Annotated in this window: 17 protein-coding genes; 11 read left to right on the top strand and 6 right to left on the bottom strand. The window is 71.9% G+C overall.

The window, feature by feature from the left end; genetic code table 11:
- Positions 1-56: 56 nt before the first annotated feature.
- The 3 genes from ACFZDJ_RS47055 to ACFZDJ_RS47045 are packed head-to-tail and all read left to right on the top strand — an operon-like array spanning position 57 to position 3318.
- Positions 57-947 (top strand): glycosyltransferase, encoded by an 891-nt coding sequence (locus tag ACFZDJ_RS47055; protein WP_391068633.1) that lies wholly within the window; start codon positions 57-59, stop codon positions 945-947.
- Positions 944-1153, top strand: coding sequence for a hypothetical protein (locus tag ACFZDJ_RS47050; protein WP_391068630.1), 210 nt, complete (start codon positions 944-946; stop codon positions 1151-1153). The genes ACFZDJ_RS47055 and ACFZDJ_RS47050 overlap by 4 nt, the downstream gene beginning before the upstream one ends.
- A complete protein-coding gene (locus tag ACFZDJ_RS47045) occupies positions 1150-3318 on the top strand; it encodes a glycosyltransferase family 39 protein (RefSeq protein ID WP_391068628.1) in 2169 nt (722 codons plus the stop codon). The genes ACFZDJ_RS47050 and ACFZDJ_RS47045 overlap by 4 nt, the downstream gene beginning before the upstream one ends.
- A gap of 73 nt (positions 3319-3391) precedes the next feature.
- Here ACFZDJ_RS47045 and ACFZDJ_RS47040 read toward each other — a convergent pair whose 3' ends face one another.
- Positions 3392-3655 (bottom strand): hypothetical protein, encoded by a 264-nt coding sequence (locus tag ACFZDJ_RS47040; protein ID WP_391068625.1) that lies wholly within the window; start codon positions 3653-3655, stop codon positions 3392-3394.
- Positions 3656-3685: 30 nt separating this feature from the next.
- On the opposite strand from ACFZDJ_RS47040, the gene ACFZDJ_RS47035 reads away from it, so the two are divergent.
- The gene (locus tag ACFZDJ_RS47035) at positions 3686-4639 is read left to right on the top strand and encodes an amidase family protein (protein WP_391068622.1); all 954 of its coding nucleotides are present in this window, start codon (positions 3686-3688) and stop codon (positions 4637-4639) included.
- On the opposite strand, the gene ACFZDJ_RS47030 is transcribed toward ACFZDJ_RS47035, so the two are convergent.
- The gene (locus ACFZDJ_RS47030; protein WP_391068619.1) at positions 4552-5118 is read right to left on the bottom strand and encodes an isochorismatase family protein; all 567 of its coding nucleotides are present in this window, start codon (positions 5116-5118) and stop codon (positions 4552-4554) included. The two genes, ACFZDJ_RS47035 and ACFZDJ_RS47030, sit on opposite strands and share 88 nt — an antisense overlap.
- Positions 5119-5405: 287 nt before the next feature.
- Between ACFZDJ_RS47030 and ACFZDJ_RS47025 the strand changes: the two genes are divergently transcribed.
- The gene (locus ACFZDJ_RS47025) at positions 5406-6419 is read left to right on the top strand and encodes a lysylphosphatidylglycerol synthase domain-containing protein (protein WP_391068616.1); all 1014 of its coding nucleotides are present in this window, start codon (positions 5406-5408) and stop codon (positions 6417-6419) included.
- A gap of 3 nt (positions 6420-6422) precedes the next feature.
- Here the strand turns inward: ACFZDJ_RS47025 and msrB are convergent, their stop codons facing one another.
- The 4 genes from msrB to ACFZDJ_RS47005 all read right to left on the bottom strand — a co-directional run bounded on the left by msrB (position 6423) and on the right by ACFZDJ_RS47005 (position 9962).
- Positions 6423-6830 carry a peptide-methionine (R)-S-oxide reductase MsrB gene (gene msrB, locus ACFZDJ_RS47020; protein WP_390938315.1) on the bottom strand — a complete coding sequence of 136 codons (408 nt, stop codon included), beginning with the start codon at positions 6828-6830 and terminating at the stop codon, positions 6423-6425.
- A 28-nt stretch (positions 6831-6858) separates the two neighbouring features.
- Positions 6859-8244, bottom strand: a complete 1386-nt coding sequence (gene murC, locus ACFZDJ_RS47015; protein ID WP_168517937.1) for a UDP-N-acetylmuramate--L-alanine ligase — start codon at positions 8242-8244, stop codon at positions 6859-6861.
- Positions 8245-8456: 212 nt separating this feature from the next.
- Positions 8457-8930, bottom strand: coding sequence for an indole-3-glycerol phosphate synthase (locus ACFZDJ_RS47010; protein WP_101401533.1), 474 nt, complete (start codon positions 8928-8930; stop codon positions 8457-8459).
- A 195-nt stretch (positions 8931-9125) separates the two neighbouring features.
- Positions 9126-9962 carry a pyrimidine reductase family protein gene (locus ACFZDJ_RS47005; protein WP_389605706.1) on the bottom strand — a complete coding sequence of 279 codons (837 nt, stop codon included), beginning with the start codon at positions 9960-9962 and terminating at the stop codon, positions 9126-9128.
- Here ACFZDJ_RS47005 and zapE point away from each other — a divergent pair.
- The 6 genes from zapE (at position 9961) to thrS (ending at position 16181) form a co-directional block, all read left to right on the top strand.
- Positions 9961-11103, top strand: a complete 1143-nt coding sequence (gene zapE / locus ACFZDJ_RS47000) for a cell division protein ZapE (RefSeq protein ID WP_384910098.1) — start codon at positions 9961-9963, stop codon at positions 11101-11103. The genes ACFZDJ_RS47005 and zapE overlap by 2 nt on opposite strands.
- 122 nt (positions 11104-11225) lie before the next feature.
- Positions 11226-11564, top strand: coding sequence for a hypothetical protein (locus ACFZDJ_RS46995; protein WP_168512139.1), 339 nt, complete (start codon positions 11226-11228; stop codon positions 11562-11564).
- 70 nt (positions 11565-11634) lie between these two features.
- Complete coding sequence (locus ACFZDJ_RS46990) at positions 11635-12213, top strand: carbonic anhydrase (protein WP_390938321.1); 579 nt, start codon at positions 11635-11637, stop codon at positions 12211-12213.
- A 26-nt stretch (positions 12214-12239) separates the two neighbouring features.
- Positions 12240-13694, top strand: coding sequence for a SulP family inorganic anion transporter (locus tag ACFZDJ_RS46985; protein ID WP_391068612.1), 1455 nt, complete (start codon positions 12240-12242; stop codon positions 13692-13694).
- Between the two features lie 110 nt (positions 13695-13804).
- On the top strand, positions 13805-14758 hold the full coding sequence (locus ACFZDJ_RS46980; protein ID WP_390938325.1) for an SPFH domain-containing protein: 954 nt from the start codon (positions 13805-13807) through the stop codon (positions 14756-14758).
- A gap of 193 nt (positions 14759-14951) precedes the next feature.
- Positions 14952-16181: a threonine--tRNA ligase gene (gene thrS / locus ACFZDJ_RS46975; protein WP_391068610.1), complete on the top strand. Its 1230-nt coding sequence runs from the start codon at positions 14952-14954 to the stop codon at positions 16179-16181.
- The last annotated feature ends 126 nt before the right edge of the window (positions 16182-16307 follow it).

The raw sequence follows: 16307 nt of genomic DNA, 5'->3' as shown, positions 1-16307 counted from the left end.
CCTTCCCTCAGCGCGGGCTCAGCGACGGCCCAGATCCGGCCCGGATCGTCGGGGCCATGAACGAAACGAACGCGGGAGGCGTCCGGCAGCGGTCGGTCGAGATCGTGGTGCCGGTCCACAACGAGGCACACGTCCTCGGCGACAGCATCGGCCGCCTCCACGCCTACCTCGAAGCCTCTTTCCCGTTCCCGTTCCGGATCACCGTCGCGGACAACGCGAGCACGGACGCCACCTGGCAGGCGGCGACCGAGCTGACGGCCCGCCTTCCGCACGTCCACGCCGTCCACCTGGAGGCCAAGGGCCGGGGCCGCGCGCTGAAGTACGTGTGGAGCCGGTCCGAGGCGGATGTGGTCGCGTACATGGACGTAGACCTGTCGACCGGACTCGACGGATTCCTCCCGCTGGTCGCGCCCCTGCTGTCCGGTCACAGTGACCTGGCCATCGGCAGCCGGCTGCACCCCCAGGCGGCGGTGGTGCGCGGACCGAAGCGCGAGTTCATCTCCCGCTCCTACAACCTGCTGCTGAAGCTGGGGCTCGCGGCCCGCTTCACGGACGCGCAGTGCGGCTTCAAGGCGGTGCGCACCGAGGTCTTCAGGGCGCTCGCCGCGCACATCGAGGACAACACCTGGTTCTTCGACACCGAGTTGCTGGTGCTGGCCGAGCGCAACCGGCTGCGTATCCACGAGGTGCCGGTGGACTGGGTCGACGACCCCGACAGCCGGGTCGACATCGTCGCCACCGCCGTCGACGACCTCAAGGGCATGGGCCGGATGCAACGCCGGATCCTGACCGGCCGCACCCGCGTCGCGCTGCCGCCCCGGGCCGGTACGGCGCACGTGACGGCCGCCGCCGCTGCCACAGGTGGGGTCGGCTCTCCCGCGAGCGCCGACCGTACGCCGTCCCCCGCGGGACTCGCCGCCCCGCCCGCCGGGGCGAGGGCGGCGTGAGCGGGCCGCGAGGCCGCGGCGCGCGACGGCTGCCGCGCCTCCCCGTCACCGTGGCCGCGGTGGGCAGCCCCCTCGTCGGCCTCGCGCCCCTGATCACCACGGTCGGCGTCGCCCTCGCCGCCACCGCACCCCGCTTCGCCCTGATGCGGCTCCGGGCCTTCCGCCCGCGTCGCACTCCCTCTCCCCGCTTGGAGCCCGCGTCATGACGACTCTCGCCCCACCGCCCACGTCCTCACCGAGCAGCGGGCACCGGGCGGCCCCGCCCGCCGACGGCGGCTTCGTCGCCCGTGGCCGAAGGCTCTTCACCAGCCCTGCCGAGGACCCCCGCTGGACGCGCCCCGCCCTGTGGGCGATCCTGCTCGCGGCGACGGCCCTGTACGCCTGGAACATCACCTCCATCAGCGGCAACAGCTTCTACAACGCGGCCGTCTACAGCGGCACCAGGAGCTGGAAGGCGTTCTTCTTCGGCGCGCTGGACTCCGGCAGCTTCATCACGGTCGACAAACCGCCGTTCGCCCTGTGGGTGATGGGGCTGTCCGCCCGCGCCTTCGGCTTCGGCACCTGGCAGTTGGCGCTGCCGATGGTCGCGGTGGGCACAGGCTCCGTGGCCCTGCTCCACCGCATGGTCAAGCGCGATTTCGGCCCGGTGGCGGCGACCGTCGCCGCGCTGGTACTGGCGCTGACCCCGATCACCGTGGCCATCAACCGGGACACCAACCCGGACCCGATCCTGGTCTTCCTGATGCTGCTCGGCGCCGCCGCGCTGATGAAGGCCGTGCGCACCGGCCGGCTGATGCCGCTTGTCTGGTCGGCGGTCGCGATCGGCTTCGCTTTCCACACCAAGATGATGCAGGCGTACGTCGTCCTGCCGGCCTTCTTCCTCGTCCATCTGTGGGCCGCGCACGGCTCCCTGGGCCGCCGGATCCGCCACCTCGCCGTCGCCACGGTGGCCCTGGTCGTCTCCAGCGCCTGGTGGATGGTGGTCGTCGACCTGATCCCCGCCTCCTCCCGGCCCTACATCGGCGGTTCGACCGACAACACGGTCTGGGACCTGGTCATCGGCTACAACGGTTTCGGCCGTATCTTCGGCGCCAGTTCCTCGGTCGGCTCGGCGGGCAACGGTGCGAGTTTCGGCGGCAGCGCGGGCGTCTACCGGCTGTTCAACGAGATCATGGGCGGCCAGATCTCCTGGCTCATCCCCTTCGCGGCCATCGCCCTGATCGCGGGTCTGATCCTGCGCGGCCGGGCCCCGCGCACCGACGCCAAGCGTGCGGCGCTCATGCTGTGGGGCGGCTGGTTCGTCCTGCACTACCTGACCTTCGCCCTCGCGGAGGGCACGTTCCATCCGTACTACGTCACCGCCATGGCACCCGGCATCGCGGCCCTGGCTGGTGCGGGCGGCGTGACCCTGTACCGGGCGTTCCGTGAGGACTCGGCGGCCAGGTGGAGCTGGGTCCTGCCGGCCGCCGTCGCGGCGAGCGCGGCGTGGGCGATCGTGCTGCTCCAGCGGGTCTCGGGCTCCGGCACGCTGTACACCGTCGCGGAGATCGTGGTCGGCGTCGCGGGCACGGTCGCGGTGCTCGGCCTGCTCGCCGGACGCTTCATGCGACGGGGCAGGCTCATCGGCTTCGCCGCGCTGGCCGCGGTCGTCGCCCTGCTGGCCGGCCCCGCCGCGTACTCGGTCTCGGCGGCCACCTCCGCCACGAACGGCACCAACCCGACGGCCGGTCCCAACACCGGTGGCGGCATGGGTGGCATGGGCGGAGGTCCGGGCGGCACGAGCGGTTCGAGTCGTACGAGTGGTACCGGCGGCCGGTCCATGGGTGAGCCCCCGTCGGGCGGCGGCTCCGCGCCCTCGGGCTCCGGCACCCGGCCGAGCGGCAGCGGGACAGGCAGCAGCGAGACAGGCGGCAGCGAGACCGACGGTGGCCGGACGGACGGTGGCCAGACAGGCAGTGGGCAGACAGGCGGTGGTCAGATGGGCGGAGGCGGCACCCAGGTGTCGTCCGAGATGATCACGTACCTGAAGAAGCACCAGGACGGGGCCACCTGGCTGCTGGCCGTGGCCACCGACCAGACCGCGTCCTCGGTCATCCTGGAGTCCGGGCAGCCCGTCATCTCCATGGGCGGCTGGTCCGGCAGCGACAACGCCATGACCCTCGCCAAGCTCAAGAGCCTGGTGAAGTCCGGCAAGCTGCACTACATCATCGTCAGCAGCGACGGCGGACAGGGCACGAACTCCGAGATCGCCGCCTGGGTCAAGGCGCACGGCACGGCCGTCAAGTCCTCGGCGTACAGCTCCGGTTCCTCGTCCGCCACGTCCACAAGCACCAGCGGCCTGTACCGCCTGGACGCCTCCGACGTCGGCTGATCCAGCCATCCACCCCGGCAGGGGCGGGCCACCGGACATCCCCCACCGGTGGCCCGCCCCTCTTTTCCGTGACTCAGTCCCGGGCGAGGGTGGCCCGGGCTTCGCCCGCCGGGCGCCGTACGGCCGCGTCGGTCAGCTCCTTGACCCGGTCGGCGGGCACCGGAACACCCGGGGTCTCGAAGAACCAGCGCTGCGCCTCCTCCTGGCTCAGCCCCTCGGGCCGTGCCGCGAGGTAGGGCTCGACGTAAACCGGGGTGCCCGGCTCGCTGCGCCAGCTGTCGGCGAGCGTGCCGATGTCCACCGCGTCGTACCCGAGGACGTCCAGCAGCTCCGCCACCCGCGCCTTCGCGGCCGCGTCGTCACCGGCGTGGTCCCGCTGGCTCTCGGCAGCCAGACCGCGGGCTCGCTCACCCGCCCCGCGTCGTACTGCGGGGTCGCGGGCTTCGTGGTGCCGGCCGGGGGTTCCCTGGACACGACGGGGTTCGTGGGCCTGTCGCACAGCCTCGACGCGGTCGGGCTGTTGACTCCGACCGTGGCCGATCTCCGGCTCGTGTACGGAGCGTTGACCGGATCGGACCGGCTCACCCACCCTCCCGAAGCGCGGACGCGCCCGAGGCCGGCTGTGTGGTCGGGTGGCGAACCGGCCGAGATCTCACGGGACATGCGGGCGGCTCTGGTCCGGAGCGTCGAGGACGCCGTCGCGAACGGCGCCGTGCTCGTGGACGTCGACTGGCCCGCCCTCACCCCCCGCCTCGTCGAGGCACACGTCACGGTGACGGCCTACGAGGCCGCGCGGATGCCGGCCGAGGAGAGCACCCACCCGGACCGGTTGAGCGCACCGCTCGACGAACTCCTGGCGCACGGCCGCTCCATCACCACCGGGGACTACGAGCACGCCCGGTCCGTCGCGCGGCGGGAGCGCTCCACGGTGCCGGCACTGCTCGGCGACGTGGACGCCGTGCTCGGCTCGGCCGCCCCGGGTGCCGCCCCGAAGGGCCTGACGGCCACCGGGTCTCCCGTCCTGAGCCGCCCCTGGCAGCTCCTTGGCCTCCCGGCCCTGACCGTGCCGGGCCACCGGGACGCCCAGGGCATGCCCCTGGGCCTCCAACTCGTGGGCCACCCGGACCGCCTGGAAGGCCTGTTCTCCCTCGGTCACGCCGTCGAACGGGCCGCGCGGGCGAAGGGCCAGGCCCTGTCGCGCGGCGACCGCCGACGGCCGCCGATCAGAACGGCTCAGTCCTCGACGACCGCCGCGAAGGACACGTCCGCCGTGCCGACGGTGCCCCCGCGCCGCCCGGGTGCGCTCTCCCACTTCCAGTAGAGGTTGGTGTGCGCGATCACCTGCTCCGGCGGCGGCGCGCCGTACGCGCTGAGGTCCTCCGTCGTGTGCGCGTCACCGACCAACGTCACGTCGTACCCGCGTACGAAGGCCCCGTGCAGGGTGGCGCGGATGCACGCGTCGGTCTGGGCGCCCGTGACGACGAGCCGGCCCACCCCGCGCTCGGCGAGCAGCGCCTCGAGGTCGGTGTCCTCGAACGAGTCGCCGTAGTTCTTGTGGACGAGGGGCTCGGCGTCGCGGCGGACCAGTTCCGGCACGTACTGCCAGCGCTCGCTGTCCCGCTCCAGCCGCTCGTCCGAGTGCTGCACCCACACCACCGGCACGTCCTGCGCGCGAGCCTTGCCGACCAGGGTGTCGATGTTCGCGACCACCTCGTCGCGCCGGTGCGCGCCCGCCACCACCCCGTTCTGGACGTCGATGACGAGCAGCGCGGTGTTCGGCCGATCGGGCAGAGTCGTCATGAGGGGCCTCCGTTGTCTCGTCCGTCTCGTCCGTCCCATCCATCGCACTCGGCAGGTGCGTTCCGAGTGCGCCCCCTCTTTCTACCGTTCGACGACGGGAGCGCCAACTGCCCTGCCCCACAGGACGACGCGTCCGGCCGTGTCGCCCAGCCGCTGGTGCCCCTTCCCCTCCCGGACACCGCGCCGTCACACCGAGCGGGAACGTTCTCCCCGTCCCCCTCCGCTCTGCCTCTCCTTGTGTCCGTCCGCCGGTACCGCGGGCGTGACGTGGAAGGACGATGTGCGCCGTGTCCCCGCTCCCGCTCGACGATCTCCCCGTAGCGCGCCCCGCCCGGGTCCGGTCCCCCTCCGCCGCACGCCTGACCCGTCTCACCCGTCTCACCCGTCTGACGCTGACCCTGCTGCCGCTCCTGGCGATCGGAGCGTGGGCGGCGGTCGACTGGCGCGCGGTGAGAGAGGGCGCCGCCCGGCTGGCCGCCGCCGATCCCCGATGGCTGCTGGCCGGGGTCTTCTTCACCTGCCTGGGCTGGGTGGCCGCCGCGTGCGTCCGGCAAGGTGCCCTGCCGGAACGGCTGCCGCCCGGGCCGCTGCTCGCCTCGCAGTTCGCCGCGGGCGCCGCGAACCACATCCTTCCGGCGAGCATCGGCGCCCACGCCGTCACCCTGCGCTTCCTCCAGCGCCGCGGCATACCCCTGGCCCGAGCCACCGCCTCGCTCGCCCTGTACTCACTGGTCAAGCCGCTGGCGAAGACAGTGGTGCTCGTCGTCTTCCTCGTGGCCTTCCCGGACGCACTACGGCTCGGCGACCTCGCCCCGGACACCTGGACGTTGCTCATGGCCGCCGGGGCCGCGGTGCTCGGTCTCGCCACCGCCGCCCTGCTCCTGACGGTCGTACGCCCGCTGCGCCGCCCGGCGCTCGGCTTCGTACGCACCGCGCTGACCGAGGCGCGGACCCTGCACACCCGGCCCAGCCGCGTCCTCGCCCTGTGGGGTGGGTCGGCCGCCGCCCCGGTGCTCCAGGGGAGCGTGATCGCCTCGGTCGGGTTCTCGCTCGGGCTGACGCTGTCCTGGGTTCAGGTGGTCCTCGCGCTGCTGCTCGCCAGTACCGCCGTCGGCGCGGTGCCCGCCCCGGGCGGCATCGGCCCGGTCGACGCGGCCATGGTCTTCACCATGGCCGCGTTCGGCGCCCCCGTGTCCCTGGCCACGGCGACCGTCATCGGCTACCGCGTCCTGACCGTCTGGATCCCCCTGCTTCCCGGCGCCCTCGTCCTCTCGGCGCTCGTCCATCGCAAGGTGCTGTGAGCCTCAGCCCTCGTCCGGAGCCAGCCGCAGCGAGATGCTGTTGATGCAGTACCGCTGGTCGGTCGGCGTCGAGTAGCCCTCGCCCTCGAAGACATGGCCGAGGTGCGACCCACAGCGAGCGCACCGCACCTCCGTGCGGACCATCCCGTGGGAGCGGTCCGCGATCAGCTCGACCGCGTCGGAGTCCTTCGGGTCGTAGAAGGACGGCCAGCCGCAGTGGGACTCGAACTTCTCGTTCGAGGTGAAAAGCTCGGCGCCGCAGGCGCGGCAGGAGTAGACACCCTTGGTCTTGCTGTCGGTGTACTCGCCCGTGAAGGCGGGCTCGGTGCCCGCCTTCCGCAGGACGGTGTACTCGGCCGGGGTCAGCTCCGCGCGCCACTGCTCGTCCGGCTTTTCGATGTCGTACGACATGAAGCTCAACCCCTCACAAACGTCACGGCTACTTCGACAGGCGGGTCAGGATCTCGGGACCGAGGTCCGTCACGTCTCCCGCGCCCATGGTGAGAACGAGATCACCGGGCTTCGCCATTCCCGCGACGACCGAGGGCGCCTGCGCCTTGTCGTGGACCGGTGTCACGTCCGCGCCCGCCGCTCGCGCCGCCTCGATGATCAGCTCGCTGGTGACGCCCGGGATCGGGTCCTCGCGGGCCGGGTAGATGTCCAGCACGATCGAGGCGTCGGCCAGGGCCAGGGACTCGCCCATCTCCTTGGCCAGCTCCTGGGTGCGGGAGAACAGGTGAGGCTGGAAGACCACCAGGATGCGGCCGTCGGCACCCGCGCGCATGGCCTCCAGGTCGGCCGTCATCTCGGTCGGGTGGTGCGCGTACGAGTCGACGACCTGGACGCCCGCCTCCTCGCCCTTCAGCTGCAGACGCCGCTTCACGCCCGTGTAGGAGGCGATCGCGGGGGCCAGCTCCGCGGCCGGAATGCCCAGCGCCGCGCCCGCCGCGAGCGCGGCCACCGCGTTGTGCGCGTAGTGGCGGCCGGGGACGGAGACGGCGAAGGTCAGCTCCGTGCCGTCGAGGAGCACCGTCACCTCGCTCTTCAGGCCCTGGGGGATCACGGACAGGACCCGTACGTCCGCGTCCGGCGCGTCGCCGTACGTCACCACCCGTACGTCCGCCGGCAGACGCCGGGTCAGTTCGCGCGCGCCCTCGTGGTCCGCGGAGATCACCAGCGTGCCGCCCGGCACGATCTTGCCGGCGAAGGTCTCGAAGGACTCGTAGATCTCGTCGATGGAGGCGTAGTTGGCGTGGTGGTCGAGCTCGACGTTGAGGACGATCGCGACCTCGGGGGCGTACTTGTGGAAGCTGCGGTCCGATTCGTCCGCCTCGGCGACGAAGATCTCGCCGTCGCCGTGCAGGGCGTTCGAGCCGGGGGCGTCCAGGTCGCCGCCGATCGCGTACGAGGGATTCAGTCCCAGCGCGGAGAGGGACACGGCGAGCATCGACGTGGTCGTGGTCTTGCCGTGCGTGCCCGCGACCGCGATCGGGCGCAGGCCGTCCATCAGCCGGGCGAGCGCGTCCGAGCGGTGCACCACCGGGATGCCGAGCTCGGCCGCGCGGGCCAGCTCGGGGTTGTCCGCGCGGATCGCGGAGGACACCACCACACAGGTGGCGTCGGACGCCAGGTGGTCCGCCGCGTGGCCGATGTGCACGGTCGCGCCCAGCGCCCGCAGGGCCTCGGCGGTGGCGGACTCCTTCGCGTCACTGCCCGCCACCTTCGCCCCACGCTGCGCCAGGATCTTGGCGATGCCCGACATCCCGGCGCCGCCGATGCCGATGAAGTGCGGTCGGTCCATGGCGGTAGGAAGGCCGGGTGCCATGTGCATTTCTCCCAAGATCCGGTACGACGATGAGCGCGCCCAAGCGAAAGGACGCGCCCCCAGCCTATTGCGTGCGGCGACAGGCACCCCGTAAGGGGCGCGGGACCGCGACATGTGCGGCTCCGCTGCGTGGGCGCGACCAGCCACCACCTGCCCGCATCCCGAAAACCACCGCACCCTCACGGCGCCTCACGGCCGAGCCCGGCGGGGACCTACACCTTGCTGTGCGAGAACAGCTTCAGCACCGGCACGCCGACCTTGTGGCGGGCCCGCGAGGCCCAGTCGCGGTGGAAGAACTCCTCCACGTAGTGCGGGTCGGTCAGCACGATGACCTCGTCCGCGTCGATCTCGTCGACCAGCGCCTTGAGCGCGTCCAGCGGGTGGTCCTCGATGAGCCGCCCCTCGGCCTCGCTGCCGGCCGAGCGCAGCGCCACCAGCGACACGTCGAGGGCCTGCTGCCCCTGACCGGCCGCGTCCGCGCCCTCCGGCGTCTCACGCTCGTGGGCCGCCTCGTCCAGCTCCCCGAGCGCGACGTCGTCGATGGCCCGCAGCAGCCGGTCCGCCTGGTCGCCCCGCGGCTGGAGCAGCACATGGAAGGCGACCACCTCGTCACCGTGCAAAGTGGTGACGAACTCCACGTCGGCGGACGTCAGGGCCTTCTCGATCATCAATACGCTTGTGAACACGACAGGCGCCCTTCTCCTCCGTGGGCCTCCCTGGCCCCCTGCGGAAACCATCCTGCCCCGTGATCGCACGGGGACTGCGAGTTTTAGTGTGCCCAGCGGAAGATAATCGGAACGATCTACTCCGCTACCTTGCCCGGATCGACGCCAGGACCGACGGCCAGGACCGTCGCCCCTGACCGACACCAGGGCCGCCGGTCAGGGGCGACGGTATCGGGCGAAGAGGAATCCGGCCTCCTCCAGGAGGGACGCCAGTTCGAGCCGCTTGGGAACCGCCATCGCGGGCCCCCCGGCGATCCGCTGCGCGTCTCCCGCGGTGAGCGTCGGGGAAAGAGTCAGACACAGTTCGTCGAGGACGCCCGCCGCGACCATCTGGCCCAGCAGCCGCGGGCCGCCCTCCGTCAGCAGCCGGGTCATGCCGCGCTCGGCGAGGGCACGTACGGCCCGTACCGGGTCCACGCCCGTCCCGTCCCCGGCGATCACCACCTCGGCGCCCGCCTTCTCGGCCGCCGCCACCCGGTCGGGGGCCGCCGCGGCGCCCGTCAGGACGAGCGTGGGCACCAGGGGCGAAGTGAACAAGGGCAGCGAGAAGTCCAGGTCGAGGCTCGCGGTGACGACGGCGATCACGGGCGCCGGGCCCTGTCCGGCCGCCTCCCGGAGCGCCGCGAACTCCGCACGCGCGCGTGCCGGACGGTAACCCTCCTGGCGTACCGTTTCCGCGCCGACGACCACGACGTCCGCGAGAGCCCGCAGCACCCCGAAGATCCGCATGTCGGCGGCGCTGGAGATGCCCTGGGACTTCCCGTCGTGCTGGGCGGCTCCGTCGAGCGTGGAGACCATGTTGGCCCGCAGCCAGGGCTCCCGGACACCGGCGGAGCGGAGTTCGGGGTAGGCGTACGCCTCCGCCAGCTCCAGCAGTTCCCACTCACGGTCCGTCGCATCCGTCACATCCGCCACAGCCGCACCAGGGGCATCGGGGGCCCCGGCGGTGGCCTGGGCGGCTGTTTCGTAGGTCACAGGGAACAGGCGTCGCATGTCGTGCAGTGTGGCACGGCGCTTAGAGTGGGGAACCGTGTCGTCCTCCACCGCCGCTTCCTGGATCGAACCGATACCCGAAGCAGCCCCCACGTCCCTGTGCGCCCGCGAGCCGCACGTCCCCGCGGACCGGCTGGTCGCCGAGATGGTGCCGCCGCCGCGCTTCGACTCCGTGCGCTTCGAAACGTACATTCCGGACCCGAACCAGCCGAGCCAGACCGAGGCCGTACAGGTCCTCGCCGGCTTCGCGGCCGGTCTCGGCGGGGCGCACGCGCTCGGCAGCGGCAAGCGGGGCTTCTTCGGCTTCGGCAAGGCCAAGGCGCCGAAGACCCCGGCCGGCCCCCGGGGCGTCTACCTGGACGGCGGTTACGGCGTCGGCAAGACCCACCTGCTCGCCTCCCTGTGGCACGCCACCCCGGCCGAGCCCGCGCTCAAGGCCTTCGGCACCTTCGTGGAGCTGACGAACCTGGTCGGCGCGCTCGGCTTCCAGAAGACCGTGCAGACGCTCTCCGGGCACCGTCTCCTGTGCATCGACGAGTTCGAACTCGACGACCCGGGCGACACCGTCCTCGTCTCCACCCTGCTCGGCAAGCTGGTCGACGCGGGGGTCGCGCTCGCGGCCACCTCGAACACCCTGCCGGGCAAGCTCGGCGAGGGCCGGTTCGCGGCCGCCGACTTCCTGCGCGAGATCCAGGGGCTGTCGGCGCACTTCCGGCCGCTGCGCATCGACGGCGAGGACTACCGCCACCGCGGGCTGCCCGAAGCCCCGGCGCCGTTCACCGACGAGCAGGTCACGAAGGCCGCGTACGCCACGGACGGGGCCTCCCTCGACGACTTCCCGCATCTGCTCGACCACCTCGCGCGCGTGCACCCCAGCCGCTACGGCGCCCTGACCGACGACCTGAAGGCCGTCTGCCTCACCGACGTCCAGCCGGTGCCGGACCAGTCGACGGCGCTGCGGCTCGTGGTGCTCGCCGACCGGCTGTACGACCGCGAGGTGCCCGTCCTCGCCTCGGGGATGCCCTTCGACCAGCTCTTCAGCGAGGAGATGCTGAACGGCGGCTACCGGAAGAAGTACTTCCGCGCGATCTCCCGGCTCACCGCGCTGGCCCGCGACGCCAAGGGGCTCGTCGAGGCGTAGTTTTCGGCCCCTCCACAGCGTTTTCGGCCCTCTTCACTGTGAAACGTCGAGTTAACCCTGCAAACAACTTGCCGCGTTAACCTATGTATTGACATGGAGGACGAGACGCCGGGAGGGGGCGCATGTTACGAGGTACGACGGCCCGACCCCTCTACGTGGTACTCGCCGCCGTCCTGATCAGCCTGCAGCTCTTCGCCCCCACCGAGGCGTTCGCGTCCGCGCACAGGGGCGAAGTCGTCTCCTGCGCCGAAGCGGAGCATCCGCAGAAGGTGGCACCCCCTCTGGGTGCCCGTCAGCGGACCCGCGACGAGGATCTCGTCCTCGACACACCCCCGCGCGCCCTGCTCGCGAGCGACCCCGCGGCCTCGTACCCGCCTCTCGCGCTCGCCCCGGCGCACCCGCGCACGTCGAGATCCTCGACCGCCCACTCCCCCGCCCTGCTTCAGGTCTTCCGCTGCTGAGCGGAGCGCGTCCCCCCACGCTCCGTCTTGTAAGCCGACGCGTCCTCAGGGCGCGCCAGGAGGAACTGACATGCAGCCCCTCATCGACCATGCCCGCTCCTTCGGCCGACGGCCCGAGGAATTCGCCTCGCTCGCCGACGGCCAGTCCCCGCAGGTCCTGTTCATCACCTGCTCCGACTCCCGGGTCGTTCCGGCCCTGATCACCGGCGCCCGCCCGGGCGAGCTCTTCGAGCTGCGCACCGCGGGCAACATCGTCCCGCCGTACGTCCCCGGCCGGCCGACCTCCGAGGCGGCCACCGTCGAGTACGCGGTGGACGTGCTCGGCGTGTCCGAGATCGTGGTCTGCGGCCATTCTCACTGCGGCGCCGTCGGCGCGCTGGTGCGCGGCGATGATTTGACGGCCGTACCCGCCGTGCGCGACTGGCTCGCGCAGGCGCAGCGCCCGTCCGACGCACCGGGCGACGACCCCACCGTCGCCGAGGCGGTGCAGAACCACGTCCTCGCGCAACTGCTCAGGCTCCGCGGATACCCCTGTGTGGAAAGGGCCCTGACGACGGGCCGGCTGCGTCTGCACGGCTGGTACTACGAGGTCCACACCGGAGCCGTGCGCGAACACCGTGCGCACACCGACACCTTCGAGGCGCTGTGAGCCGCGCCGTGAGCACTTCGGGCCTCATGAGCAAACTCCCCCACCTGCGGCAGGACTTCGCCGCCTCGATCGTCGTGTTCCTGGTCGCCCTGCCGCTGTGCGTGGGCGTCGCCGTCGCCTCCGGCGTCCCGGCGGAACTCGGCCTGGTCACCGGCATCGTGGGCGGTCTCGTCACCGGCCTGATGCGCGGCAGCAGCCTTCAGGTGTCGGGGCCGGCGGCCGGACTGACCGTGCTGGTCTTCGAGGCCGTGAGGGAGTACGGGCTCGCCGTCCTCGGAGTCGTCGTGCTCGCCACGGGTGTGCTCCAACTCCTCATGGGCGCCCTGAAGCTGGGGCGCTACTTCCGGGCCATCTCGGTGGCCGTCGTCGAGGGCATGCTCGCCGGGATCGGCCTCGTGCTGATCGCGGGCCAGCTCTACTCGATGGCCGGGCTCAAGGCCCCCGCCTCCGGACTCGACAAGCTCGCCGGGCTGCCGGAGGCCGTCGTCGACGCGGCCCGCAGCACCGAGGCGCTGGCCTCGGTCGGACTCGGGGTGGGCACGATCGCCGTGCTCGTCCTGTGGCGGCGGCTGCCGCGGCGCGTGCGTACGGTGCCGGGGGCGCTCGGCGCGGTCGTGCTGGCCACGCTGGTGGCCTCGGCGTCCGGGCTGCCGGTGGCCAAGGTCGAGGTACGGGGGCTGGTCGGCTCGATCCAACTGCCGAGCCTCGACGCCTTCGGGGAGCTCGCGAGCGTGGGCGTGCTCGGCACGGTGCTCGCCTTCACGCTGATCGCCTCCGCCGAGTCGCTGTTCAGCGCGGCGGCCGTGGACCGGCTGCACGACGGCCCCCGGACCGAGTACGACCGGGAACTGATGGCGCAGGGCGCGGGCAACACGGTCTGCGGACTGCTCGGCGCGCTGCCGATGACCGCGGTGATCGTGCGCAGCGCGGCGAATGTCCAGGCGGGCGCGCGGACGAAGGCGTCCCGCGTGCTGCACGGCGTCTGGCTGCTGCTGTTCGCGGCGCTGCTGCCCGCCGCGCTCGGCGTCATCCCGCTGCCCGCTCTCGCCGGCATCCTGGTGCACGCAGGCTGGAAGCTGATCCCGCTGCGCGAGATCGTCTCGCTGTGGCACGAGCACCGGGGTGAGGCGCTGATCCTCGTCGTCACAGCGGTGTCGATCGTCGCCGTCAGCATGTTCGAAGGGGTGCTCGTCGGGCTCGCCCTGGCGATCGTCAAGACGGCGTGGGAGGCCTCGCACGTCCGCCTGGAGGTCATAGACAAGGGCGTGGGCCCGGTCCAGGCGTACTTGTCGGGCAACGCGACCTTCCTGAGGCTGCCGAAGATCCTCGACAGCCTCGAGGCACTGCCCCAGGACCGCCCGGTCGAGCTGGACCTCTCCGGCCTGCACCACCTCGATCACGCCTGCCGCACCGCGCTGGAGAACTGGTCGGCGCGGCACAGCGAGGCGGGGACGGAACCGGTGAAGGTGACCACCGGCTGACCACCGGCTGACCCACGGGGCTCGCGGTCGGGGGGATCCTCGACCGTGGGCCCGCGTGAGGCATATCGTGGGATTAGTGGTGGTATGCGGCGGCTCGAAAGGGGGTCGTCATGCTCGATGAGCTCTTGGCCACGGCCGCGGTGGTCGGTACCGCGGGGGTGGTGTACGTCGTTGCGGCGGCCCGGGTCGTCAAGCAGTACGAGCGGGGCGTGGTGCTCCGGCTCGGGCGGCTCCGGGGTGGCATCAGGCCGCCCGGGTTCACCATGATCATCCCCGGTGTGGACCGGCTGCGTAAGGTCAACATGCAGATCGTGACGATGCCCGTCCCCGCGCAGGACGGCATCACGCGGGACAACGTCACGGTCCGGGTCGACGCGGTCATCTACTTCAAGGTGGTCGACGCGGCCGACGCGGTCATCCAGGTCGAGGACTATCGCTTCGCCGTCTCGCAGATGGCGCAGACCTCGCTGCGCTCGATCATCGGCAAGAGCGACCTGGACGATCTGCTCTCCAACCGGGAGAAGCTCAACCAGGGCCTGGAGTTGATGATCGACAGTCCGGCCATGGGCTGGGGTGTGCAGATCGACCGGGTCGAGATCAAGGACGTGTCACTGCCGGAGACGATGAAGCGGTCGATGGCCCGGCAGGCCGAGGCCGACCGTGAACGGCGGGCCCGCATCATCAACGCGGACGCGGAGCTCCAGGCGTCGAAGAAGCTGGCGGAGGCCGCCGGGGTGATGTCCGAACAGCCCGCCGCGCTCCAACTGCGGCTGCTGCAGACCGTGGTGGCGGTCGCCGCCGAGAAGAACTCCACCCTCGTCCTCCCCTTCCCGGTGGAACTGCTGCGGTTCCTGGAACGGGCGCAGGCCCAGCCGGGGGCGCCGACGGTGGAGCAGATACCGACGCGCCCGCGGCCCGACGAGCACAAGGACGACGAGTTCGTGCTCGATGAACCCAAGGGTGACAAGTTCAGGCGCGACGAGGCCGAGGACCGCGACGAGACCGAGGACGACGAGTTCCCGCTCGACAACCCCGGCGCGAGCCCTCTCCCCGGCCCCGGCTGATCGCCCCGCCCGAATTGCCGCGACCGCCCGCCGACTCCCTGCTACGGTCCCTCCCATGAAGCGTGCCGCTGTGAAGACGACGACGCCGGAGAGTGTCCCGGCGCGCTGACTGCTGACGAGTCCGAAGCCCCGGGGCGAGTGCCCCGGGGCTTCGCCGTGTGGTCACTCGCCCTCGACAAGCGAGGAGACCACCATGACCGCCCTCCCCGACCACCGCCGCCTCGGCCGTGAACTGGACCTGTTCGACACCGATCCCCTGATGGGCGCGGGCCTGCCCTACTGGCTGCCCGACGGCGCGGCCGTGCGCCATGCCCTGGAGGAGTACGTCCGCGACGCAGAGCGACGCGCGGGCTACCAGCACGTGTACTCACCGGTGCTGGGCAAACGGGAGCTGTACGAGATCTCCGGGCACTGGTCGCACTACAGCGAGGACATGTTCCCGCCGATGGAACTCGGCGGCGAGCAGGTGGTGCTGCGCCCGAGCCTGTGTCCCCACCACGCGCTCATCTACCGCTCCCGCTCCCACAGCTACCGCGAACTCCCGCTCCGCATGGCCGAGTTGGGCGGCATGTACCGCTCCGAGCCGTCCGGTGTCCTCGGTGGCCTCACCCGCGTGCGCGCCATCCAGCTCAACGACGCGCACCTCTTCTGCACCCTGGAGCAGGTCGCCGAAGAGGCGTCGGCGGCACTGGAGTTGATCCACCGGGCGTACCAGGCGATGGGCATCCGCGCGGCTCGCCACCGGCTCTCCCTGCCGGGCCCCGGCGGCAAGTACGTCGCCGACCCCGAGCTGTGGCGGCGCTCGGCGGCGCTGCTGCGCGAGGTGCTCGACCGCTCCGGGGTGGCCTACGAGGCCGTCGAGGGCGAGGCCGCGTTCTACGGCCCCAAGATCGACGTCCAGATCGCCGATGCGGCGGGCCGGGAGTCCACCCTCTCCACCGTCCAGATCGACTTCCACCAGCCCGAACGCTTCGACCTGCACTACATCGGCGCCGACGGGGCGAAACACCGGCCGGTCATGGTCCACCGCAGTGTCATCGGCAGCCTGGAGCGGGCTGTCGCCCACCTCATCGAGGCGCACGGCGGCGCCTTCCCGCCCTGGCTCGCCCCGACCCAGCTGGTGGCGCTGCCCGTCTCCGACGCGCGGGCCAAGGTCGAACAGGCGGCCGATCTCGTACGCCGCTGCCTGGACCGGGGCCTACGAGCCCGGCTCATCACCCCGGACCAGGGCACCCTGGGCGCCCGGGTCCGCGCCGCCCGTCTGGTCCCGTACCAGGCGGTGATCGGCCCCCGGGAGAGCGCGGCCGACGAGATCGCCCTGCGCCTGCGCGACGGCCGCCGCCTCGACCCGCAGCCGGCCACCGAGGCGCTGGACCGCATCACCCGTCTCGTCCGCGCCCACAGCACCGAACTGATCGACTAGATTTCCGCGCCGTGGACCAACTGCAGGTACACCAGGGGTGGTTGAGAATGCGGTGGCGGTCGCTGGCCGTGCCGGGAGCGGTCTTCGCGCCGGCCGGGAGCGGGGCGCTGTACGCCGCACTCCGCC

The organism is Streptomyces sp. NPDC007896 (assembly GCF_042959425.1).
Taxonomy (GTDB): Bacteria; Actinomycetota; Actinomycetes; order Streptomycetales; family Streptomycetaceae; genus Streptomyces.
The sequence above is the reverse complement of the archived record's forward strand: the minus strand, read 5'-3'. Positions and strand labels throughout refer to the sequence as shown.